This is a genomic window from Rhizobium sp. BK491 (assembly GCF_014194925.1).
Lineage (GTDB): Bacteria > Pseudomonadota > Alphaproteobacteria > Rhizobiales > Rhizobiaceae > Rhizobium.
Genome location: NZ_JACIAR010000003.1, coordinates 505512 through 528144 on the forward strand (window position 1 = coordinate 505512; position 22633 = coordinate 528144).

At 60.8% G+C, this 22633-nt stretch carries 21 protein-coding genes; 14 read left to right on the forward strand and 7 right to left on the reverse strand.

Features of this window, described 5'->3' with window-relative positions; all coding sequences use genetic code 11:
- Nucleotides 1–196 precede the first annotated feature (196 nt).
- Nucleotides 197–733 (forward strand): recombination regulator RecX, encoded by a 537-nt coding sequence (recX, locus tag FHX05_RS16745; RefSeq protein WP_183873100.1) that lies wholly within the window; start codon nucleotides 197–199, stop codon nucleotides 731–733.
- A 103-nt stretch (nucleotides 734–836) separates the two neighbouring features.
- Nucleotides 837–1412, forward strand: a complete 576-nt coding sequence (locus FHX05_RS16750; RefSeq protein WP_183873102.1) for a DUF922 domain-containing protein — start codon at nucleotides 837–839, stop codon at nucleotides 1410–1412.
- Between the two features lie 54 nt (nucleotides 1413–1466).
- Here FHX05_RS16750 and FHX05_RS16755 read toward each other — a convergent pair whose 3' ends face one another.
- Genes FHX05_RS16755 through FHX05_RS16775 form a run of 5 tightly spaced genes read right to left on the reverse strand, consistent with a single transcriptional unit; the run spans nucleotide 1467 to nucleotide 6741 of the window.
- A complete protein-coding gene (locus FHX05_RS16755; RefSeq protein ID WP_183873104.1) occupies nucleotides 1467–2192 on the reverse strand; it encodes a ribonuclease activity regulator RraA in 726 nt (241 codons plus the stop codon).
- An 18-nt stretch (nucleotides 2193–2210) separates the two neighbouring features.
- A complete protein-coding gene (gene araD, locus FHX05_RS16760; RefSeq protein WP_183873106.1) occupies nucleotides 2211–3947 on the reverse strand; it encodes an L-arabinonate dehydratase in 1737 nt (578 codons plus the stop codon).
- Nucleotides 3948–4001: 54 nt separating this feature from the next.
- Nucleotides 4002–4865: an ABC transporter permease gene (locus tag FHX05_RS16765; protein WP_183873108.1), complete on the reverse strand. Its 864-nt coding sequence runs from the start codon at nucleotides 4863–4865 to the stop codon at nucleotides 4002–4004.
- A gap of 3 nt (nucleotides 4866–4868) precedes the next feature.
- Nucleotides 4869–5684, reverse strand: a complete 816-nt coding sequence (locus FHX05_RS16770) for an ABC transporter ATP-binding protein (protein ID WP_183712362.1) — start codon at nucleotides 5682–5684, stop codon at nucleotides 4869–4871.
- Nucleotides 5685–5736: 52 nt separating this feature from the next.
- Nucleotides 5737–6741, reverse strand: coding sequence for an ABC transporter substrate-binding protein (locus FHX05_RS16775; protein WP_183873110.1), 1005 nt, complete (start codon nucleotides 6739–6741; stop codon nucleotides 5737–5739).
- Between the two features lie 130 nt (nucleotides 6742–6871).
- Between FHX05_RS16775 and FHX05_RS16780 the strand changes: the two genes are divergently transcribed.
- The 5 genes from FHX05_RS16780 (at nucleotide 6872) to nadC (ending at nucleotide 12013) form a co-directional block, all read left to right on the forward strand.
- Complete coding sequence (locus tag FHX05_RS16780) at nucleotides 6872–7564, forward strand: GntR family transcriptional regulator (RefSeq protein WP_112410861.1); 693 nt, start codon at nucleotides 6872–6874, stop codon at nucleotides 7562–7564.
- A 108-nt stretch (nucleotides 7565–7672) separates the two neighbouring features.
- Nucleotides 7673–8575: a hypothetical protein gene (locus FHX05_RS16785; RefSeq protein ID WP_183712365.1), complete on the forward strand. Its 903-nt coding sequence runs from the start codon at nucleotides 7673–7675 to the stop codon at nucleotides 8573–8575.
- Nucleotides 8576–8644: 69 nt separating this feature from the next.
- Complete coding sequence (nadA, locus tag FHX05_RS16790) at nucleotides 8645–9616, forward strand: quinolinate synthase NadA (RefSeq protein ID WP_183873112.1); 972 nt, start codon at nucleotides 8645–8647, stop codon at nucleotides 9614–9616.
- A complete protein-coding gene (locus FHX05_RS16795) occupies nucleotides 9613–11154 on the forward strand; it encodes an L-aspartate oxidase (RefSeq protein ID WP_183873114.1) in 1542 nt (513 codons plus the stop codon). The genes nadA and FHX05_RS16795 overlap by 4 nt, the downstream gene beginning before the upstream one ends.
- A gap of 1 nt (nucleotide 11155) precedes the next feature.
- Nucleotides 11156–12013 (forward strand): carboxylating nicotinate-nucleotide diphosphorylase, encoded by an 858-nt coding sequence (gene nadC / locus FHX05_RS16800; protein ID WP_183873116.1) that lies wholly within the window; start codon nucleotides 11156–11158, stop codon nucleotides 12011–12013.
- Nucleotides 12014–12029: 16 nt separating this feature from the next.
- On the opposite strand, the gene FHX05_RS16805 is transcribed toward nadC, so the two are convergent.
- Complete coding sequence (locus FHX05_RS16805) at nucleotides 12030–12806, reverse strand: SDR family oxidoreductase (protein WP_183873118.1); 777 nt, start codon at nucleotides 12804–12806, stop codon at nucleotides 12030–12032.
- A 101-nt stretch (nucleotides 12807–12907) separates the two neighbouring features.
- Nucleotides 12908–13768 (reverse strand): MurR/RpiR family transcriptional regulator, encoded by an 861-nt coding sequence (locus FHX05_RS16810; RefSeq protein WP_183873120.1) that lies wholly within the window; start codon nucleotides 13766–13768, stop codon nucleotides 12908–12910.
- A gap of 227 nt (nucleotides 13769–13995) precedes the next feature.
- Here FHX05_RS16810 and murA point away from each other — a divergent pair, with 227 nt between their 5' ends.
- The 7 genes from murA (at nucleotide 13996) to FHX05_RS16845 (ending at nucleotide 22600) form a co-directional block, all read left to right on the forward strand.
- Nucleotides 13996–15252, forward strand: a complete 1257-nt coding sequence (gene murA, locus FHX05_RS16815; RefSeq protein WP_183873122.1) for a UDP-N-acetylglucosamine 1-carboxyvinyltransferase — start codon at nucleotides 13996–13998, stop codon at nucleotides 15250–15252.
- Complete coding sequence (locus tag FHX05_RS16820) at nucleotides 15249–16139, forward strand: N-acetylglucosamine kinase (RefSeq protein WP_183873124.1); 891 nt, start codon at nucleotides 15249–15251, stop codon at nucleotides 16137–16139. The genes murA and FHX05_RS16820 overlap by 4 nt, the downstream gene beginning before the upstream one ends.
- A 271-nt stretch (nucleotides 16140–16410) precedes the next feature.
- A complete protein-coding gene (murQ, locus tag FHX05_RS16825) occupies nucleotides 16411–17334 on the forward strand; it encodes an N-acetylmuramic acid 6-phosphate etherase (RefSeq protein ID WP_112336889.1) in 924 nt (307 codons plus the stop codon).
- Nucleotides 17335–17415: 81 nt separating this feature from the next.
- The gene (locus FHX05_RS16830) at nucleotides 17416–18936 is read left to right on the forward strand and encodes an ABC transporter substrate-binding protein (protein WP_183873126.1); all 1521 of its coding nucleotides are present in this window, start codon (nucleotides 17416–17418) and stop codon (nucleotides 18934–18936) included.
- Between the two features lie 129 nt (nucleotides 18937–19065).
- On the forward strand, nucleotides 19066–20025 hold the full coding sequence (locus FHX05_RS16835; RefSeq protein WP_183873128.1) for an ABC transporter permease: 960 nt from the start codon (nucleotides 19066–19068) through the stop codon (nucleotides 20023–20025).
- Nucleotides 20025–20864, forward strand: a complete 840-nt coding sequence (locus FHX05_RS16840; RefSeq protein ID WP_183873130.1) for an ABC transporter permease — start codon at nucleotides 20025–20027, stop codon at nucleotides 20862–20864. The genes FHX05_RS16835 and FHX05_RS16840 overlap by 1 nt, the downstream gene beginning before the upstream one ends.
- On the forward strand, nucleotides 20861–22600 hold the full coding sequence (locus FHX05_RS16845; RefSeq protein WP_183873132.1) for an ABC transporter ATP-binding protein: 1740 nt from the start codon (nucleotides 20861–20863) through the stop codon (nucleotides 22598–22600). The genes FHX05_RS16840 and FHX05_RS16845 overlap by 4 nt, the downstream gene beginning before the upstream one ends.
- The last annotated feature ends 33 nt before the right edge of the window (nucleotides 22601–22633 follow it).

Genomic DNA, 22633 nt, shown 5'->3' on the forward strand with positions numbered 1-22633 from the left:
CTCCGTGATCCATAGCAATGTGGTGCTTGAGACGGCCTCCACCGTCGATGGGTTCGACGCCCGGCGTTTTACCGCCTTGGCCGCGAAGGGAGCATAACCAATCATCCCATGATTACCAAGCGCATTCATTGCCTGAGGGGCCTGCCTTGCGTAAAATTCTCCGTGATGATTCTTCTCTCGCCGAATGCCTCCCTTCATGGATGAAACGCCGACAAGCCGCATGCTTTCCTGGGCACGCAATTCCACCATCTATCGTCTCGAGCGACGGATGATGACCGAGAAGCAGTTGTTCGATGCGATTTCCAAGAAAGCCAAGCAGAAGTTCGAGGATATCAGCGGCGCACAGATCAAGGCGCTCGCCGACTTCGCCGTCAAATTCGCCTATGAACTGAAGGTGCTCGATGACGTCGCTTTTGCTGAGATCAGCACGCGCTCTGCGGTCCGTTCCGGCAAATCGAAGAAAGCCATCGCCTTCAAGCTCGCATCCAAGGGCATCAATGGTGAAACGGTTGTCGCGGCCGTGGAGGAGGTCGATGATCTCCGTTCCGCCGTCATCTTTGCAAGGAAGCGCGGTTTCGGGCCTTTCCGGCGCGGTGAACTGGATGAGAAGCGCAAGGCAAAGGAATTGGCTGCCTTCGCGCGCAACGGTTTCAGCTTCTCCATCGGAAAAAGGGTCTTCGAGATGGAACGAGAGGATGCCGAGGAAGTGCTTGAATCAAACCCTGCATTTTGAAGAGCGATGCTCGTTGAAATAGCCCGGACCAACGGGTAGCTTCGCGGCGCTTGAGGCCGTGGATGTGGGGACGTTGGTGACAGTAAATTTTCGATTGCTCGCTATGGCTATGTCCATCGCTTTGTTGCCGATGGCCGCGTATGCCGAATGGCAGGCGGTCGAGACGACCAAGACCTATGCGATTACGGGAACATCGGGGCGCGAGCTCTACGATTCCATCGGCGAGCGCGGCCCGCTGCTTGGACCCAAGGTGAGGGCGATTGCGCATACCGATTTTAAGCTGACCTGGACGCGGAAATACGAGCCGCAGCCGGACGGCGCCTGCACGATCACCGTCAATATACCGAAGCTGATTATCACTTACACATTGCCGAAGCCTTCGGCGCAACTGCCGGCATCGACCCGCAAAAGCTGGCAGAAATTCATCGCCGGCGTCGAGGCGCATGAGCGGGTGCATGGCGGCTTTATCAAGGACATGGTCAAGGAGATCGAAGCAATGAGCGTCGGCTTCTCCGTGCCTGACGATCCGAAATGCAGCAAGATCCGCGTGGAACTGACGAAGCGGCTTGGCGAGATTTCCAATAAGGAGCGGCAGAAAAACAGCGAGTTCGATAAAGTCGAATTCAGCGATGGCGGCAATCTCCAGCAACTCGTTTTGAAGCTGGTCAGGGAACAGTAACGGCAAGCAGCACAGCCGGTCGAATGCTTCCGGCTGCGCCCGCTCGAAAATGGATCAGCGGCCCTTCTGTTTCCGCCATTCTGCGAATTTGAGTTTTGGCGCATCGCTGGTTGCCGGATAGAGGCCGATGATGGTCGCCCCGTTCATGACCTCTTCGGTGACGAAATCCTCGTAGGCCGTCATCTCCACGGTCTCAGTGGCGATCTCATCGGCAAGGTGCGCGGGAATGACGATGACGCCCTCATTGTCGCCGACGAGAACGTCGCCGGGGAAAACCGCGACGTCGCCGCATCCGATCGGGCCGTTGATTTCGATGGCCTGATGCAGCGTCAGGTTCGTCGGGGCGGACGGGCGGTGATGATAGGAGGGGATGTCGAGGGCGGCGATTTCCGGGCTGTCGCGAAAGCCGCCATCGGTAACGACGCCTGCGACGCCACGCACCTGCAGGCGCGAGATCAGGATAGAGCCCGCCGAGGCTGCACGTGCATCCTTGCGGCTATCCATGACCAGCACGAAGCCGGGAGGGCATTGCTCGACGGCGGCCCGCTGCGGATGTTCCGGGTTGCGGAAGACTTCCAGCGTGTTCAGGTCCTCGCGCGCCGGAATATAGCGCAGCGTGAAAGCCTGGCCGACCATGTTCGCCTTCTTCGGCGAGAGCGGCCGCACATCCTGAATGAACTGGTTACGCAGGCCGCGCCGGAAAAGCGCGGTGGCGATCGTCGGTGTTGCGACGCCCATCAGCTTGTCGCGCGTCTCTTTGCTCAGCACATAATTGCTCATGCGATATATCCTTTATGATCAATAGATGTCTGGTTCGCCCGGCGTCGGGCCGAAGCTGTTTTCCAGGAAATCGAAGTCGCAGCCGGTATCGGCCTGGGCCACATGGCGCGAGAACATCCAGCCATAGCCGCGGCCGAATTTTTCCGTAGGCTTGACCCATGCGTCGCGGCGGCGCTGCAGCTCGTCCTCGTCGACCAGCATGTCGATGCGCCGCGCCTCCAGATCGAGGCTGACGATATCGCCATTGCGCAGCAGCGCCAGCGGCCCCCCGACATGGGACTCGGGTGAGACGTGCAGAATGCAGGCGCCGTAGCTGGTGCCGCTCATGCGGGCGTCAGAAAGGCGCAGCATATCCCTGTGGCCCTTCTTCAGGAGCGCCTTCGGGATCGGCAGCATACCCCATTCCGGCATGCCGGGGCCGCCCTGCGGACCAGCACCGCGTAGCACCATGACGTGATCAGGCGTGATGTCGAGATTTTCATCGTCAACCGCCGCCTTCATCTCCGGATAGCTGTCGAAGACGAGCGCCGGACCCTGGTGCTTGTGAAAGCGCGGATCGCAGGCGGCGGGCTTGATGACGGCGCCCGTCGGCGCAAGGTTGCCTTTCAGCACCGCAAGCGACCCCTCATGATAGACCGGATTGTCGAGCGAGCGGATGACGTCGTCATTGTAGCATTTTGCGCCTTCGAGCGTTTCGCCGAGGGTAACGCCGGAGACGGTGAGCGCCGAGAGGTCGAGCTTCGAGGAGAGCTTCGCCATCAGGGCGCGCAGGCCGCCGGCATAATAGAAATCTTCCATCAGATAGGTCTTGCCGGTCGGCCTGATATTGGCGAGCACCGGCGTCGTGCGTCCGGCCTTGTCGAGATCTTCGAGCGAGAGATTGATGCCGGCCCGCCGCGCCATCGCGATCAGATGCACGACGGCATTGGTGGAACAGCCCGTCGCCATCGCGACAGCGACGGCATTGTTGACCGCGGCCTGCGTGACGATTTTCGAGGGAACGAGATCTTCCCACACCATCTCGACGATACGCCGGCCGACAGCCGATGACATGCGGATATGATTGGCATCTGGGGCGGGTATCGAGCTTGCACCCGGCAGCGTCAGGCCCAGTGCCTCGGCGATTGCCGTCATCGTGCTTGCCGTGCCCATCGTCATGCAGTGACCATAGGAGCGGGCGATGCCGGCTTCGACATCGACCCATTCCTTCTCCGAAATGGTGCCGGCGCGGCGCTCGTCCCAGAACTTCCAGGCATCGGAACCAGAGCCCAGATATTCGCCGCGGTAATTGCCGCGCAGCATCGGGCCGGCCGGCAGGTAGATCATCGGCAGGCCCATGGAGAGCGCGCCCATGACGAGGCCAGGTGTGGTCTTGTCGCAGCCGCCCATCAACACGGCGCCATCGACCGGATGCGAACGCAAAAGCTCTTCGGCCTCCATCGCCAGCATGTTGCGATAGAGCATGGTCGTTGGCTTGACGTAGCTTTCCGACAGTGACAGCGCCGGCAGCTCCAGCGGAAAGCCGCCAGCCTGCAAGATGCCGCGCTTCACGTCCTCGACGCGATGCTTGAAATGCGCATGGCAGGGATTGGCGTCGGACCAGGTGTTGAGGATGGCGATGACAGGCTTATCCGTCCATTCTTCGGGCGCATAGCCCATCTGCATGGTCCGTGAGCGATGTCCCGAACTTCTGAGATCATCAGGCGCGAACCATCGGGCACTGCGCAAGTCCTGGGAATTCTTCCTGCTATTCATCGTATTTGCGCCTTGTATTCGAATGTTGGTGGAAGGGATAATCCGTGCGCCGCCTCATTCTTTCATGCCCCATTTCAGCAAGGTGCGCCGCTCGATGGTCTGGAAGACCAGGTTTTCGACAATAAGCCCGATGACGATCACAGTCAGCAGGCCCGCAAAGACCGAGGGAATGTCGAGAAGATTGCGGTTTTCGAAGATGAACCAGCCAAGCCCGCCCTGGCCGGAGGAGACGCCGAAGACGAGTTCGGCGGCGATCAAGGTGCGCCAGGAAAAGGCCCAGCCGATCTTCAACCCCGTGAGGATCGACGGGAACGCGGCGGGGATCAGGATGCGGAAGACATAGGAAAGCCCCGTCAGCCCGTAATTGGCGCCCACCATGCGCAAGGTGCGCGAGACGCCGAGGAAGCCGGCATGTGTGTTCAGAGCGACGGCCCAGAGCACGGAATGTATGAGTACGAAGACGAGGCTTGCTGGACCGAGTCCGAACCAGATAAGCGCGAGTGGCAAAAGCGAGATGGCCGGCAGCGGATTGAACATCGCCGTCATGGTTTCGAGGAAATCGGTGCCGATGCGGGTGTTGATCGCAACGACCGTCAGCACGGCGGCAAGTACCGTTCCCGAGATGTAACCGGTCACCAGTATCTTCAGCGTGGTCCAGATGCGAGCCGGCAGGACGCCATCGGCGAACCGGTCATAAAGCGCGGTCAGCGTGTCGCTCAGCGTCGGGAATAGCAGCGGATTGTCGAGATGCCGGGCATAGGCCTCCCATATGACGGCGAGGATAACGATCAGCAATGATTTGCGGAACAGGCCGGACTGCCAGAGGAGTTCCATCATGCCGAGCTTCTGCTCGACGGCTGCGATAGGGCCGGCGGCTTCTGCGGCCTGCGGGGCAAGGATAATCTGCGGTGCGCTCATGGCTTACTCCCTGTGGCCCTGCTCGGCAAACAGCATGTGATGAATTTCCTGCTCCAGTTTGGCGGCGGCAGCGGGATCGTCACGGACGGCTTCCACATCGCGCACCTCGGCCTTAACGCGGCCGGGATGCGGCGACAGCAGCAGGATGCGGTTGGAGATCTTGATCGCCTCGGCGATCGAGTGGGTGACGAAGATGACGGTGAAGCGCGTATCTTCCCAGAGCTGTAGGAGTTCGTCCTGCATCTGTCGGCGGGTGAGGGCATCAAGTGCGGCGAAAGGCTCGTCCATCAAGAGGATATCGGGCTGCATCGCCATGCCGCGGGCAATTGCGACACGCTGTTTCATGCCGCCTGACAGCATGTGCGGATAGGTGTCGACCGCGCGTGTGAGCTTGACCTTGTCGATGTAGTCGCGGGCGATGGCCTCGGCTTCGCCGCGCGGCAGGCGACGAGCCGTCGTCAGCGGAAACATGACGTTTTCCAGCACCGTCTTCCAGGGCAGCAGCTGATCGAATTCCTGGAAGACCATCATGCGGTCGGCGCCTGGCTTCTTGACCGGTTGCCCCTTGATCTCAATCCGGCCCGTGGTCGGTGTCATGTAGCCGCCGATGGCCTTCAGCAGCGTCGATTTTCCGCAACCCGAGGGACCAAGGAGGACGAAGCGGTCAGACTGGGCAACCGAGAAGCTGACGTTTTCCGTCGCGGTGATCAGCAGGTTCGGCGTCTTGTAGCGAAGCGTTACCCTGTCGACATTCAGAAGCGGTTTTACGGTCATTGTTTCCGTTACCGGTATGTCGGCGTGCGTTTTTGCCTGAAGCATGAGCCTTCTCCGAGGGATGGCTTGAAGGCGGCATTCGCGCCGCCAACAGGCGTCAGTTGCCATTGAGATCGGCTGCTTCCGGCAGGTAATAGTCGGTCCAGGCCTTGGGCATCGTCTTCAGAGTGCCGATCTTGTAGAGGTGGGTCGCAAACTTCATGGTTCCCTGGGGATCCATGCGGAACTCCATCATGTGCGGCTCGTTCAGGATCGCCACGAGATCTTCGACGCTGGTTTTGTCGCCGCTGACGGTCTTGTAGGCTTCCACGGCCGATTTCGGATCCTGCTTGATGAAATCGATGGCCTCAGCCGTCGCCTCGCGCACGGCCTTGATGATGGTTGGATTGGCGGTTGCGAACTGCGTCGTAGTGAAGAAGGTGCCCTGGGTCAGTTCGCCGCCGATGATATCGCGGGAATCGATGACCTTGTGAACGCCCGGCTGCTTCAGCTCGAGATATTGGAAGGGCGGGGCGGAGAAGTGGTTCTTGACCTCATGGGTCTGGTTGGCAAGCGCTGCCATCGCATCGGGATGGCCAAGCTGCACCGTGTTGGTATCGAACTTGTGCACCTGATCGTCGCCATACATTTGCGCGGCGGCTATCTGCAGCAGGATTGCCTGCGTCGAGACGCCGACCGTCGGCACGGCGATCTTGTCGCCGGGCTGAATATCCTTCAGCGACTGAATGCGCGGGTCGCGCGAAACCATGATGACGGGTTGGGCCGAATTGGTGACGATACCCTTCACCTTGCCTCGGGTGCGGTCCCAAAGCAGCAGCAGATTGCCGGTGCCGGTATTGACGATATCGACGTTGCCGGAGAGCAGCGCGTCAGTCTGCGCGCCACCGCCACTGAAGGTGCGCCATTCAACCTTGACGCCCTGAAGGCCATCAGCGGCGGCATGCTTCTCAATCAGCTTCTGCGTCTCCATTACATGGCTGGCGAGATAAAGAATGCCCGGCTGACGCGTGATCGAAATATCGGTCTTTTCGGCCGCACCGGCTGAAAAGGTGCCGGCAATCACCACGCCGATCGCGGTCAAACAGCGAAGAAATCCTCTCATTTGCTCCTCCCAATTGATCCAACCCTTTGAGAAAGAGGTTGGCGTCGGTTCACTAAAGCACTAATGTATCAGTGCATCAAGCCCCGAACTGTGTTTAATGAGCAGATGCTCTTGATCAGAAAGGCCGCCAGTGAAGCTCAATCCGAAGGAATTCGCACTTGATCGCTCCCGTCAGGTGGGGCCTCAGATCCTGGAGATCCTGCGATCGCGCATTCTTTCGATGAGCCTGCCGCCAACGACGGTCCTGTCGCGCATCTCGCTGCAAAGCGAATTCAATGTCAGCCAGACCCCCGTGCGTGATGCTCTGATCCGGCTCGAGGAGGAGGGGTTGGTGGAGGTCTATCCGCAATATGCGACCGTCGTTTCGAGGATCGATATCCGCAACGCTATCGAGGCGCATTTCCTCCGACTGTCGATCGAACTCGAAGCCGTTCGACGGCTGACGCTGGATTCACCCGATGAAACGGCAGCGTCTCTGGAGGCCGTTCTGGTGCGTCAGAAGCATGTCATGTCGCCTGAGACCTACGATCTTTTCGATTCTCTCGATAAGGATTTTCATCGGGTGCTTTACGAGAGAGCAGATATCCTCGGCCTCTGGTCGACCGTCCGGCGCCAGGGGGTGCACATCGACCGACTGCGCATGCTGAACCTGCCGATGCCTGGCAAGCTGGAGCAGATCATCGTCGATCATCAGTCGGTTGTCGACGCTGTCCGTTCCGGCGATGCGGAGACCGCCGTCGTCGCCCTGCGCAAGCATCTCTCCGGCACCCTGTCGATCATCGATCTCATCTGCGAACAATATCCGGACTATGTAAGCCGCTAGCCTATTGGCTTTCGCACCTACGTGAGATGTGGAGCGTGCCAGCACCCGCATTGGCTTGCGCGTTGCTTCATGCGACAAAGTTACAGGGAAACAAATCATGGAGTTCGCTTGACCATCGGGCTTGCGCATGCGGAGCTGATCGCGGTTCTGACGGCCGTTACGGGCAGTGATCCCAGGGTGATGACGGTGCGGTCGGGCGATGCCTTGCCGTCCGGTCCGTTTGAGCTCGGACATCGCACCTTGCAGAGCGGATTGCGCGAATGGGTTCAGGATCAGACCGCCCATCCCGTCGGCTATCTGGAGCAGCTTTATACGTTTGCCGATCGCGATCGAAACAATGACATTCTCGGCGGTCGCACGATTTCGATCAGCTATCTCGGGCTCGTGCGCGAACAGGCTGCCCCCGGCGGCGGGATGCCGGGCTGGCATGGCTGGTACGAATATCTCCCTTGGGAGGATCACCGAAACGGTTCCCCAGCTATTCTCGACGATATCGCCGCCCGGCTTGCGCCATGGATCGAGGAGGATGCGATGCGCCGCGATCAGCGCCGACGGCGCGCCGATTTCGACTTCGGGCTGAATGGTGCGGCATGGAACGAGGATCTCGTCCTGCAGCGCTATGAATTGCTCTATGAGGCGCGTCTCGTCGCCGAGGCGGGCTGCGATCTCAAGCACAATTTTGGCCGATCGATGTTTGCCGATCATCGCCGCATCCTTGCGACCGGCATGGCGCGGCTTAGGGCCAAGATCAAATATCGGCCCGTCGTCTTCGAACTCATGCCGGAAAACTTCACGCTGCTGCAATTGCAGAAAACCGTCGAGGCGCTGGCCGGCCTTACGCTCCATAAGCAGAATTTCCGCCGGCTGATCGAGCAGCAGGAGCTGGTGGAGGAAACCGGCGGCACCGAAAGCGAGACCGGCGGCCGTCCAGCCAAGCTCTTCCGCTTCCGCCGCGCAGTCCTCGAAGAACGTGAATTCGCCGGAACGAAATTACCGCTCTCCCGCAATTGACATATGCTCATATTGAGAATATCTATTTGCTCACGATATGCTCAATATGAGTATAATAAGGAGCCGGCCATGAATCTTCCCATATCCGCATCCTCCCTTTACGATCGTGTCAGCCGCGTCATCCCCAAAGCCGAATGGCTGTCGTTCCAGGATGATGTCGAGGCGATCCTCGAATTGAAGCGACGGCACAATGCCGTCATTCTCGCCCACAACTATCAGACGCCGGAGATATTCCACGGCGTTGCCGATATCGTCGGCGACAGTCTCGCGCTCGCGCGCAAGGCCGTGGACGTCGATGCCGATATCATCGTCCTTGCCGGCGTGCATTTCATGGCCGAGACCGCCAAGCTGCTGAACCCGGAAAAGACGGTTCTGATCCCGGACATGGAAGCGGGATGCTCGCTAGCGGAATCGATCACACCCGAAGATATCGCGCTGCTGCGCCAGGCCCATCCCGGAGTTCCGGTTGTCACCTACGTCAACACGTCGGCAGCCGTGAAGGCGGCGTCTGATATCTGCTGCACTTCGGGCAACGCCCGACAGGTGGTGGAATCGCTCGGCGTGCCAAAGGTGCTGATGCTGCCGGACGAATATCTGGCCCGCAACGTCGCGCGCGAAACCAATGTCGAGCTCATCGCCTGGCATGGGCATTGCGAGGTTCATGAGCTCTTCACCGCGGACGATATTCGCCAGCTTCGCGAGAACTATCCCGGCGTAACGGTGCTTGCGCATCCGGAATGCCCGCCCGATGTCGTCGAGGCAGCGGACTTTGCCGGCTCGACGGCCGTCATGTCCGATTATGTCGGCAAGAAGCGCCCGTCGCGCGTCGTTCTCCTGACCGAATGTTCGATGAGCGATAATGTTGCCGTGCATCATCCGGATGTCGAATTCATCCGGCCTTGCAATCTTTGCCCGCACATGAAACGCATCACGCTCGGCAATATCCGCAAGGCCTTGGAAGAGGGACGGCATGAGGTGACGGTCGATCCGGCAATCGCTGCCGACGCGCGCCGCGCTGTGGAAAGGATGCTGGCGATATGAGCGAGATTCGTGAAGACTTGAGCGGCCGCATCGTCATCGTTGGCAGCGGCCTTGCCGGATTAATGACGGCGCTGACGCTGGCGCCCGAGCCGACCGTGATCGTCACGCGTGCCCTGATCGGCGCGGAAACATCAAGCGCCTGGGCGCAGGGCGGTATCGCCGCCAGCATCGGCAAGGGCGATAGTGCCGCCCTGCATCTCGCGGATACGCTTGCCGCCGGCGACGGGCTCTGCGACGCGAAGGTGGCGGCGAAGATTGTCGCCGAAGCACCTGCCGCGATCGCCGCCTTAGAACGGGCGGGTGTTGAATTCGACCGCGATATGGCAGGCGAATTGTCCCTTGGCCTTGAAGCTGCACACTCGCTTCGGCGTATCGTGCATTCCAAGGGCGACGGTTCGGGGGCTGCTATCGTCCGCGCGCTTGCCGAGGCGGTTGCCCGTACGCCGTCGATCACGGTGCTCGAGGGCTGCCAGGCGCAACGCCTGTTGCTGGATGGGGATCGCGTCGCCGGCCTTCTGTGCGTGACCGACAAGGGCAGCGTCGTCTTGCCGTCCTCCCGTATCGTCCTTGCCACGGGCGGCATTGGTGGCCTGTTCGATGCCACGACCAATCCGGTCGGCAATTTCGGGCAGGGGATTGCGCTTGCGGCACGGGCCGGGGCGCGGCTTGCCGATATGGAGTTCGTACAATTTCATCCCACCGCACTCGACAGCCGCAGGCGCCCGCTGGCGCTTGTCAGCGAAGCCGTCCGCGGCGAGGGCGCGCTTCTCGTCAATGAAAGCGGTGAGCGTTTCATGGCTGACGTCGAAGGTGCCGAGCTTGCGCCGCGTGATGTCGTCGCGCGCGCCATTAGCGCGCAAATCGCCCGCGGCGGCCGGGTTTTTCTCGATGCGCGAGCTGCGCTCGGCAACCGTTTCGCCAGCCGTTTTCCGGTGATCGAAGCCCTTTGCAACGAGGCAGGCGTCGATCCGGCGAGTGACCTCATTCCAGTACGTCCGGCCGTTCACTATCACATGGGTGGCGTTGCCACCGACGAGAACGGCCGCAGTTCGGTTCCTGGCCTTTGGGTCGTGGGCGAGGCGGCTTCCACCGGCCTGCACGGCGCCAACCGTCTTGCCAGCAATTCGTTGCTGGAGGCGGCTGTTATGGGCATGCGGGCGGCGCACGATATTGCAAGTAGCGATGTGAGCCCTGCAAGCTTGCCGAAACATTTCCCCGAGACTTTTGCGCCAGATCCGGCGCTCGTTCGCTCGATCGTCTCGCGGCATCTCGGCGTGCTGCGCAATGGAGGCGCCATCCATGGCGCCATTGCGGCTCTCCTGCCGTTTTGTGAGAACGAAAGCACGGCAACCGACCCTGCGCTGGTGGCCTTGCTGATCGCCGTCTTCGCAAGTCTCCGGATGGAATCGCGCGGCGCCCATGCCCGCACGGATTTTCCGCTGAAACTGCAGCATGCGCAACGCCGTATGATGCATCTTACCGACGCGCTGGATATCGCCCGGTCTGTTACCCCCTATTCCATGGCAAGGAGTGCCTGATATGACACTTGCTCCCCTCCCGCGCCTGATCGTCGAGCCGCTAGTGCGCAATGCGCTGGTCGAGGATCTCGGCCTTGCCGGCGATGTCACATCCACGGCCGTCATCCCGGCGGACCATCGGTCCCGCGTTGCTATGGTAACCCGCCAGCCGGGCGTGGTCGCGGGCCTCGATGCCTCCGAGTTGGCTTTCCAGCTCGTGGATTCTGCAATCGTCATGACCCGTCACGTGCCCGATGGTGCGAAGGTTGGTGTCGGCGATGTCATCGCGACAATTGAGGGACCGTCCCGCGGGCTGCTGACGGCGGAGCGCACCGCGCTTAACTTCCTCGGCCATCTCTCCGGTATTGCCTCCGTGACCGGCAGCATCGTCGAGGCGATCGCCGGCACGAAGGCCTCGATCGTCTGCACTCGCAAGACGACGCCGGGCCTCAGGGCTCTGGAAAAATATGCGGTGCGCGCCGGCGGCGGCATTAACCATCGCTTCGCGCTTTATGACGCGGTGTTGATCAAGGACAATCACGTCGCAATTGCCGGGGGCATCGCCGAAGCCATCCGCCGAGCCAAGGCGGGCGTCGGTCATATGGTCAAGATCGAAGTCGAGGTGGATACGCTGGTGCAGCTTCGCGAAGCGATGCAGGAAGGCGTCGACGCCGTGCTGCTCGACAACATGATGCCGGATCAGCTGCGCGAGGCGGTCGATATCGTCGGAAGCCGGGCCATCACCGAAGCCTCCGGCCGCATCACGCCGGCAACAGCTGCCGCAATCGCCGCCTCCGGGGTCGATCTCATCTCCGTCGGCTGGCTGACGCATAGCGCGCCGACGCTCGATATCGGGCTGGACTGGAAGGCGGCGGCTTAGAGCCGCCAATCCCGGGTTAAACGACCACCGGCACCTGTGCGCCGTCCATGCTGATCACGACGCCGGTGACGTAGCTTGCTTTGGCCGAACTCAGGAAAGCGACGACATTGGCGATGTCGACAGGATCGGCCATGCGGCCGATCGGAATGCGCTGCAGGGCATCGGCTAGCGCTTCCTCTTCGGTCGAGCCTGAGATCTTCGCCGCCGCCTTCAGGCCTTCAGCAACGCGATCCGTCTCGGTGAGGCCCGGACTGAGGCCGACGACGCGCACGCCCTTGCCGGCATAGGCGTTGGCAAGCCCGACGCTTGCAAGCATCAGGGCGGCATTGGCCGAGCCGCCCGCCAAATGGACGGGCGAGGCGACCTTGCCGCCACTACCGATGATATTGATGACGACACCCGTGCCGCGCGCGCCCATGCGCTTGATGACGGGATCGATCACGTTGATGTAGGAAAAATACTTCGCATCCATCGCAGCCCGCCAGATGGCGGGAGTCAATTCGTCGGCCGGCGTGCGCGCCGCGGCACTCGCGCTGTTGACGAGGATGTCGATCGGGCCGATCTCCGTTTCGACCTTATCAATGACTGCGAGAGCCTGTTGATCGGAGATCAAGTCGGCAGCATAGCCATGCGCGCCAGGAAGCTTCGAAAGGGCCGCATCGATATTGGACTGCGACCGGGAGCAGATCGCCACCCTTGCTCCCTCCTGCAGGAAGAGTTCGGCACAGGCATAGCCGATGCCCTTCGAGCCGCCGGTGATCAGAACGACTTTATCCTTGAGGCCGAGGTCCATGGAATGTCTCCGGAATGATTTGCTTGGATCGCCAAGCTACGTCCCGAAATCACCACCGTACAGGGTCGCGGTCGTCACAGCTTGGTTACCGGAGCCCGATCTTACGAAAGACGCTTGGCCTTCAGCACGGAAACGGCCGCCTCGCTATTATGGACATAGTCGTTGGCGTCAGGCTGACGCTGCACCAGCAGAATGAACAGCAGGTCGGTCAGCATCAGCTGCGCGTCACGGGCGGTGATCGACGAGGAGCGGACGCGATCCTCGTCGCCAACGGTATGGAGGCAGATATCGGCGACGCGGGCGAGTGGATTGTCCTGCAGCCCGGTGACGGCGATGACGGTTGCCTGGCGCTGGCTGGCCAATTCCGCAATCCGTAGTGTCTCGATGCTGGCGCCGGAATAGGACAACGCAAAGAGCAGGTCGTCCGGGCCAAGGGTCGATGCATTGGCCATCTGCACATGGCTGTCGCTGTCATGAAGCACGTTACGTCCAAGCTTCATCAGCTTGTAGGAAAAGTCGCGTGCGACCAGCGACGAGGCGCCAACACCGGCCAGATGGATGCGCCGTGCGTCATGAAGTGCCTCGAGCGCCTTTTCGATATCGGCTTCGTTGTTGACCGAGATCGTCTGCTGCATCGCCTGCATCTTGCTGCCGAGCAGCTTCTGCAGGATCGTGAGATAGCTGTCGCCCACCTCGATCGTGCCGTGAATCATACCGGCCGGCGCCTGCCATTCCTGTGCTTTCGCCTCGCTGACGGCAAGTTTCAATTCCTGATAGCCGGCATAGCCGAGCTTCTGGCTGAATTTCACGACGCTCGACTGGCTGCGGCCGGTTTCGACCGCGAGCGCTGCTGAGGACAGGCGCAGCATCTGGTCGGGATTATCGATGATGAACTGTCCGATCTGGCGATCGGCGGGCGCCATGGTTTCGAGCTGCGCGCTGATTTTCTTTAAGATCGACATTTGTCCCTTCGAGCCATCGAGGCCGCTTCACCCGCCGACACGAGCGCACCGAAAATAGCATCCGGTTCTAGCTCGGCAATCTCGCTTCGTGCGATCGGACAGTATCACAGCAAATTGGAATAAAAAATTCCAAATCTGGTTGACACTCTGGAATGGCCGATTAGTCTTTGGAAGAAATGCGTGAAGGACTCGCGGTGTCCTCGCCTTTTCCTCGACGGATACTCATCATGGACAGACTTCGCATCTCCGGCGGCAGACGGTTGCAGGGCGCGGTGACCATCGCCGGCGCCAAGAATGCCGCCTTGCCGGAAATCGCAGCGGCGCTCTTGAGCCCGCATCCGCTGGAACTGACGAACCTGCCCGCAGTCAGCGATGTCGAGAACATGCTCGATGTCATTGCCCTTCACGGTGCCAGAGTTGAGCGCGGGCCGCATGGCACCACGATCGATGCGAACAACATCGTCTCGAAGGAGACGTCCTACGATACGGTCAGGCGTATGCGGGCGACTGTGCTGGTGCTGGCGCCGCTGCTTGCCCGCTTCGGCCATGCGCGTGTTTCGCTTCCCGGCGGCTGCGCCATCGGCGCGCGGCCCGTCGATATGCACATCAAAGCCCTGGCGACTCTGGGCGCCGATATTGCGATCGAAAGTGGCCTGATCGTCGCTTCGGCTTCAAATGGGCTGAAGGGCGCGCGGATCGTGCTGAGTTCGCCATCCGTAGGTGCAACGGAAACGGCCATGATGGCCGCCTGCGCGGCCAAGGGAGAAACTGAGATCCTAAATGCCGCCCGCGAGCCGGAGGTGGCGGATCTCGCGGCCTGCCTCAGCGCTATGGGTGCGCAGATCGAAGGGGCGGGGACCCATCGTATCCTCATCGCTGGTGACACCGACTGGCGTCCGGCCAAGCACCACGGCATCCCTGACCGCATAGAAGCCGGCACCTATGCCGTGGCGGCGGCGATCACCGGCGGTCAGCTCGAGCTTATTCATGCCCGGTTGGAAAATCTGGCCTCAGTCGTCCAGGCGCTTGAGGCCATGGGCGTCAGCGTCTGGCCGAGTGATCGCGGTCTGGTGGTCTCCCGGGACGGCCCGCTCAAGGGAGCCGATATCACAACCGAACCCTATCCGGGCTTCCCGACGGACCTGCAAGCGCAGTTCATGGCGCTCGCCTGCTGCGCTGAAGGCGCGACGCTGATCCGCGAGACCGTATTCGAAAATCGCTTCATGCATGTGCCGGAGTTGACGCGGCTCGGCGCCAATATCACCCTGCAGGGCACGACGGCACTGGTGCGTGGCGGAGCGCCGCTCAAGGGCGCGCAGGTGATGGCGACGGATCTGCGCGCCTCTGTGTCGCTGGTTCTCGCCGCCCTCGTGTCCAAGGGCGAAACCATCGTCAACCGCGTCTATCATCTTGATCGCGGCTATGAGCAGCTGGACCGCAAGCTGCGTCTCTGCGGCGCCGATATCGAACGGCTGACGTCATGACCGTCGTATCGGAAAACGCTCCTTATTTCCTCGGCATCGATGGCGGCGGTACTGGCTGCCGGGCGCGCATCGAGGATGCTGAAGGCATGATTTTAGGGCAGGGATTGTCCGGCCCGGCAACGACCAGGCTCGGGATCGCCGAAGCATGGGCGTCGATTTCGCGTGCCTTTGACGCAGCAATAGAAGAAGCCGGGTTGAGTGCCGACGATATCGGGCGCATCCACGTCGGCGTCGGGTTGGCGGGCATCGGCCGCAAGGGCGCGCTTGATGCGTTGAAGGCGATAGAGCATCCATTTGCCAGCATCAAGTTCATTAGCGACGGGGAGGGCGCCTGCCTTGGCGCGCATTCCGGTCGCGATGGTGCCATCGTCATTGCCGGGACGGGCTCGATCGGGCTCGGTCTCGTCGAAGGACGGCAATTGCGGGTCGGCGGCTATGGTTTTCCGATTTCGGATGAGGGCAGCGGCGCCTATCTCGGGCTGAAGGCGGTGCAGCTTGCGCTGCGTGCCCATGATGGCCGCGAACAGAAGACGGCGCTGTTGGCCGAAATCATGCAACGCTTCCAGAATGATCCGATGGAGGCGGTCGCCTGGATGGACAGGGCTTCGGCCACGGATTATGCGGCCCTTGCACCGATGGTCCTCCGCCATGCCGATCAGGGCGATGCCGCCGCGCGGCGTATCGTGCAAAGTGCAGCCGCCCATATCGATACGCTGGTTCGCACCCTGTTCGAAAAAGGTGCGCCGCGCGCCTGCCTGCTTGGTGGTCTCGCAAGCCCGCTCGAGCCTTGGCTCTCGCCCGATGTACGCCGTCGCTTGAAACCCATCGACGGCGATGCCGTCTCAGGGGCTATCATCCTCGCCAGAAGGGCGATTTGCCAACATTGAACGATGCGACTGAGGGCAGAGCTTTTGCGCGATCGATATGGAATATTTTATTCCTTTCTGGATTGACGAAAGGAATAAATGGACATAGTGTTAACCAAGGTAAACAGGGAATGGACGGGGAACGAAGCCAGAAAGGCCATCCCCAGTCCCGGCTGACTTTGGTCTTCCGTTTAACTGAAAGCCAATCTTTGCTGCGGCGAGCCCGATCTTAATGGATCGAGCTCGCCATCCTGACCTATTGATACTCAAGCGTTATTTCGCGAGCAGGCCCATGACAGAGCAGACGTTGATATCCGAACTGGAGCAGTTGGTTTCCGAAGGGCGCAATCCGAATACGATGCATATCGATCTGCTGCCGACCTTCGATATCCTGCGTGAAATGAACTATGAGGATCAGACGGTGCCCCTCGCCGTCGAGAAGGTCATTCCGGCGATCGCCGCCGCCGTCAATCAAATCGTCGCCGCCTTCCAGAAGGGCGGACGGCTGATCTATATGGGTGCCGGCACGAGCGGCCGTCTCGGCGTTCTCGACGCTTCTGAATGCCCACCGACTTTCAGCGTGGCGCCGGACATGGTCGTCGGCCTTATTGCCGGCGGTCCGGATGCGCTGCGGCGCTCGATCGAGGGCGCGGAGGACGATCCGGCGCAGGGGCGCCAGGCGCTGGAGGAGATCGAGCTGAGCAAGGATGACGTGGTCGTCGGCATCGCCGTCAGCGGTCGCACGCCCTATGTGATCGGCGGCCTGAATTACGCCAAGAGCATCGGCGCCTTCACCGTGGCACTTTCCTGCAATCCGAACTCCATCATCGCCGGTATTGCGGATCTGGCGATCTCGCCGGTCGTTGGTCCGGAAATCCTGACCGGCTCGACAAGGCTAAAGTCGGGCACCGCGCAGAAACTCATTCTCAACATGCTGACGACGGCAAGCATGATCCGCATCGGCAAGAGCTATCAGAACCTGATGGTCGATGTCAGCGCCAGCAACAAGAAGCTCGTGGCGCGCGCCTCGCGCATCGTCATGCAGGCGACCGGCTGTACCCAGCAGGAAGCGCGCCGCGTGCTTGATCTCACCGGCAACGACGTCAAGCTTGCCATTCTCATGGAAATTACCGGGATGGGCATTGAAGAAGCCCGCGCGGCATTGCAAAACGCTGATGGATTCCTGCGTAAGGCCATCAACGCCAGGACTGCTTGAGACAACCGTCGCGGCACGCCGCGGCGGCAATCAATAGGCTAAAATCGGCCGGGGACATTTAAAAAATTTGGAGGACTGAAAGTGAAAGGGAATTTTGCAAAGACGCTGATTTCGGGAGTAGCGCTGGCCGTGGGGGTTGGTCTGGCGACCGTCGCGATTCCGGCGCAGGCAGCGACGCTGCGTATGGCATGGTCGCAGGACGCGACCGGGCTTGATCCGCATAAGCAGACGGCCTTCTCCTCCATCCGCCTACTGGAGCTGATCTATGAGCCGCTCGTTCGCCTCGACAGCAATCTGCAGATCGTGCCCGGCGTTGCCGAGAGCTGGCAGTTCTCCTCCGACGGCAAGCAGCTGACCTTTAAGCTCAATGCCAAGGCCAAATTCCAGAACGGCGTAGCCGTCACCTCAGCCGACGTCAAGGCTTCCTTCCAGCGCATTCTCGATCAGGCGACCGGCGCCGTTGCCCGCGCCAATTTCCTGTCGATTGCTAGCATCGATACGCCCGATGCCAATACCGTTGTCTTCAATCTGTCGCAGCCCGACGTTCCCCTTTTGACGGCGATGACCAGCCTCAATGCTGCCGTCGTGCCGGCCAGCGAAATCACCGCCGGCACCATCGGCACCAAAGCGATCGGTTCCGGCCCCTTCAAGCTCGACAGCTGGGTCCCGAACTCCAAGGAAGTCTTGAGCGCGAATAAGGATTGGGCCGGTGGCGCCACGGGCGTCGATGGCATCAATATCAGCGTGCTGCCGGATGAAACCGCGATCCTCGCGTCGCTCCGCACCGGTCAGACCGATTTCGCGCTGCTCAACGATCCGCTTGTCGCAACGCTGGTGCCGAAGGAGCCGAAGCTGCAGCTCACCCGCACGCCGATCCTTTCCTACAACGTTCTGCAGCTCAACCCCTCTCGAAAGCCGATGGATCAGCTCGCCGTGCGCCAGGCGATCTCTTGCGCCATCGACCGCAAGGACGTGATGGATACGGCCGCCCTCGGCGAAGGCAAGGTAACCGGGCCGCTGACGATGCCGCTCTATGCGACCGATCCCAGCAAGCTCTTCTGTTACACGCGCGATGTCGCCAAGGCGAAGAAGCTGATGGCCGATGCCGGCTTTGCCAATGGTTTCTCGGCGACGGTGATCGCCGCAACCGGTGAGCCGCCGACCGCCACGGCCGAGGCGCAGGTCATCCAGTCGCAGCTTGCCGAAATCGGCATCAAGCTCGATATCAAGGTGATGGAACTCAACGTCTATGTCGACACCTGGCTGAAGGGCAATTTCGACATGGCCGTTGCGCTGAACGGCGGCAGTGCCGATCCCTATTCCATGTACAACCGTTATTGGACCAAGACGGGCAATCTGCAGAAGGTCGCCAACTATATCGACGACACTCTCGACAGCCTGATGCAGAAGGGCCGCGCTGAAACCGATCCTGCCAAGCGCAAGGAGATCTTCGCCGAGTTCGAAAAGCATCTTGCCGAAGTGTCGCCCTGGATCTGGCTCTATACGGCCTATGGCTACACGGCCGAGCAAAAGAACGTCGAGGGCTTCATACCGACGCCGACCGGCTCGCTGTTCGGTCTGAGCAAGGTCTCGATCAAGTAACGATGATCGGGACCTAGAGCATTTCCCTTTCGAGCGATCTCATGGAAATGCTCTATCTCTTTGTTTTTACGCAATTTCATCTGTCAGTTCACGTCTTGGTTCAGCTGAAATTGTTTTAGAGGAATTGCAATGTCATATCTGACGCGCCGGCTGATGACATTCCCGCTGATCATGCTGGGCGTGTCCATCTTCGTCTTCGTCGCCATCCGGCTGGTGCCTGGCGATGCGATCACAGCGATGCTCGGAACCAACGCGGGCCTGCTGACGCCGGAGCAGCGGCAGGCCCTTGCCGCCTATTTCGGCATCGATCAGTCCTGGCCCGTCCAATACTGGCATTGGCTGCTCGGCGTATTCCAGGGCAATCTCGGCATATCCGTTACCTATGGCAAGCCGGTGCTCGATATCATCCTGGAGCGCTTTCCCCTGACGCTCGAGCTTGCCTTGCTTTCGATGGTGATCGCGCTTGCGATCGGCCTGCCGGCGGGCGTCTTTGCCGCCACCAGAAACGAAAAGTTCTCCGATCTTGCCGTGCGCATCGTCGCCATGATCGGGCAGTCCACGCCGAATTTCGTTCTGGGCCTTCTGCTGATCTATGCCTTTTCAGCGGGATTTGGCGTGCTGCCGACCATGGGTGCCTTCACGCCCATTTGGGAGAACCCGCTTGAAAATCTCGGCCAAATGATCCTGCCGGCGCTGACGCTTGGGTTCGCCTTCGCCGCCTCGGTGACGCGTGTCGTGCGTTCGGCCATGCTCGACGTCTTGAGCGATGACTATGTGCGCACCGCCCGCAGCCGCGGCGTGCCGGCGCGTGGCGTCATCTGGCGGCATGCCCTGCCGAACGCGTTGATCCCGGTGGTAACGCTGAGCGGCGTCGAATTCGGCTATCTGCTGGGCGGCGCTGTGCTGGTCGAGCAGATCTATGCCCTGCCGGGGCTTGGCCGCATGGTGCTCGATGCTATCCTGCAGCGCGACTATGCGCTGGTGCAGGGCAGCGTGCTATTCATTGCCTTCAACTTCATGATCGTCAATCTGCTCGTCGATCTTGCTTATGTCGCGCTTGATCCACGCGTCCGTCTGGGAGAGGGCTGATGCGGATCGTCAAGGCTATTTTCGGACATATGAGCGGCCGGATCGGCGGAATCATCGTCCTCATTTATGTTCTACTTGCCATTCTCGGCACGTCGGGTGTGACCCCGCATGATCCCCTGACGCAGAACCGCATCGACCGCTTGCACGCCCCGAACCTCACCTATTGGATGGGCACCGATCTTTTCGGCCGCGATGTCGCGAGCCGCCTGATGCATGGCATCGGCGAATCTTTCACCGTCGCCTTCTTCTCCGTTGCCGTCGCAACCGTGATCGGCACGCTGCTTGGCCTGACGGCGGCATGGTCTGGCAAGCATTGGGATGGCGTCATCATGCGCGCGATGGATGTGTTGCTCGCTTTTCCGGCAATTCTACTGGCGCTTCTGATCATTGCTATCGTCGGTCCCGGTACATGGACCAGCGTTGCCGCAATCGCGATCGTCTATACGCCGATCTTTACCCGGGTCGTGCGCGGCCCGGCTCTTTCCTTGAAGGGACGCGATTTCGTCGATGCCGCCCGCACCTTCGGCAGCAGCCGTTCCTACATTCTGACGCGGCATCTCTTGCTCAATCTCGTCGCACCCTTGACCGTGCAGGTGACGCTGGCGCTTGCCTGGTCGTTGCTGACGGAAGCGGGCTTAAGCTTCCTCGGCCTGGGAACGCAGCCGCCCGCCTCCTCTCTAGGCTTGATGCTGAGTGACAGCCGCAATCTCATGGAAACGGCACCCTGGCTGCTGATCTTCCCGGGCGTGGCCATCATGATCTCCATCCTCGGCTTCAACCTTCTTGGCGATGCCCTGCGCGATATCCTTGATCCGAAGATGCGGAGGGCGACGGTATGACACCGCTTCTTTCCGTCTCTGATCTAAGCGTCGGCTTCGGGCGCAATCCCGAGGCCAATCCCATCGTGCGTGGTGTCAGCTTCGATCTCGAAGCCGGCGAGACGCTGGCGATCGTCGGCGAGAGCGGCTCGGGCAAGTCGGTAACAGCACTGTCAATCAATCGCCTCGTCGATTTCGGCGGGGGCCGGATCACCGGCGGCTCGATCCGCCTCAAGCGTGCCGACAACAGCATCCTCGATCTCACCAAGGCGAGCGAAGCGGAACTGACGAAGATCCGTGGCGCGGAGATCGGCATGATCTTCCAGGAGCCGATGACCTCGCTAAACCCGGTCCTGACCATCGGCACGCAGATCGAGGAATCCTTCCGGCTGCACCGCGGCCTGACCGGCAGCCAAGCAAAGGCGGCGGCCAAGGATGCGCTGGATCGCGTGCGTATTCCCGATGCCGCGCGGCGGATGACCTATTGCCCGAACCAGCTTTCCGGCGGCATGCTGCAGCGAGTGATGATCGCAACCGCGCTTGCCTGCAATCCGCGTCTATTGATTGCCGATGAGCCGACGACGGCGCTCGATGTCACCGTGCAGGCGCAGATCATGGCACTTCTTGCCGAGTTGAAGCGCGAAACAGGCATGTCGATGATCTTCATCACGCACGATATCGGCCTCGTCGCCGGCATTGCCGACAAGGTGATGGTGATGCAGGCGGGCCAGGCGGTTGAGCAGGGCGAGCTTAATCAGATCCTCGATCATCCAACCCATCCCTATACCCGGCATCTATTGCATTCCGTTCCACATTTCGCCTCGGGACAGGCTGCACGCACCGATTTTCAAAGGGAAGGGGCGTCGTCCAAGCCGGCATTAAAGGTTGATGGCTTGACCGTCCGTTTTCCGGTTAAGGGCAGTTTCCTGCGTCGACCGACGGGCGCCGTTCATGCCGTCGAAGGCGTCGGTTTCGATCTGATGCCGGGCGAGACGCTGGCGATCGTCGGCGAGAGTGGATCGGGTAAATCCACCACGGCCCGCGCGATCCTCGGATTGGTGAAATCGACCCGCGGCACTTTTGCGACGAATAGCGGCAAGGCGGCGGATCGCACCAGCGCGGTGCAAATGGTTTTCCAGAATCCTTATGCCTCGCTTAATCCGCGCCTTCGTGTCGACAACATCCTCGCCGAGCCGGTGATAGCATCGGGTGCGCGCGTCTCAGTCGAGACGCGCGAACGCATGCTGATGCTGCTGAAGCGGGTGGGCCTGCCGGAAAACGCCCTTGAACGCTATCCGCACGAATTTTCCGGCGGCCAGCGGCAAAGACTGTGCATCGCGCGCGCTCTGATGCTGAACCCGTCGGTACTTGTGCTCGACGAGGCGGTTTCCGCGCTCGACGTGTCCGTCCAGGCACAGGTATTGGAATTGCTGATCGAACTGCAGCGCGAATATGGGCTTGCCTATCTGTTCATCTCTCATGACATGGCTGTCGTGGAACGCATCGCCCATCGCATCGCAGTGATCTATGCCGGGCAGATAGTCGAAATCGGCGATGCCGCCTCGGTCTTGTCGGAGCCCAAGCATTCCTATACCAGGCGGTTGATCGCGGCGGTTCCGACGGTTGCGCGGCGCAAGGAAAACTTCATCCTCGACACCCGCCAGGTTCCGTCCCTGGTGCGTCCTTTGGGCTTCGAGCCCGCCGTTCCCGAGTGGCGCCGCTTTGCGCCGGATCACATCGCGCTGGCGGAAGCTTGAGCGAGGCCGAGGAGAGGCGAGATGGCAAGCAGG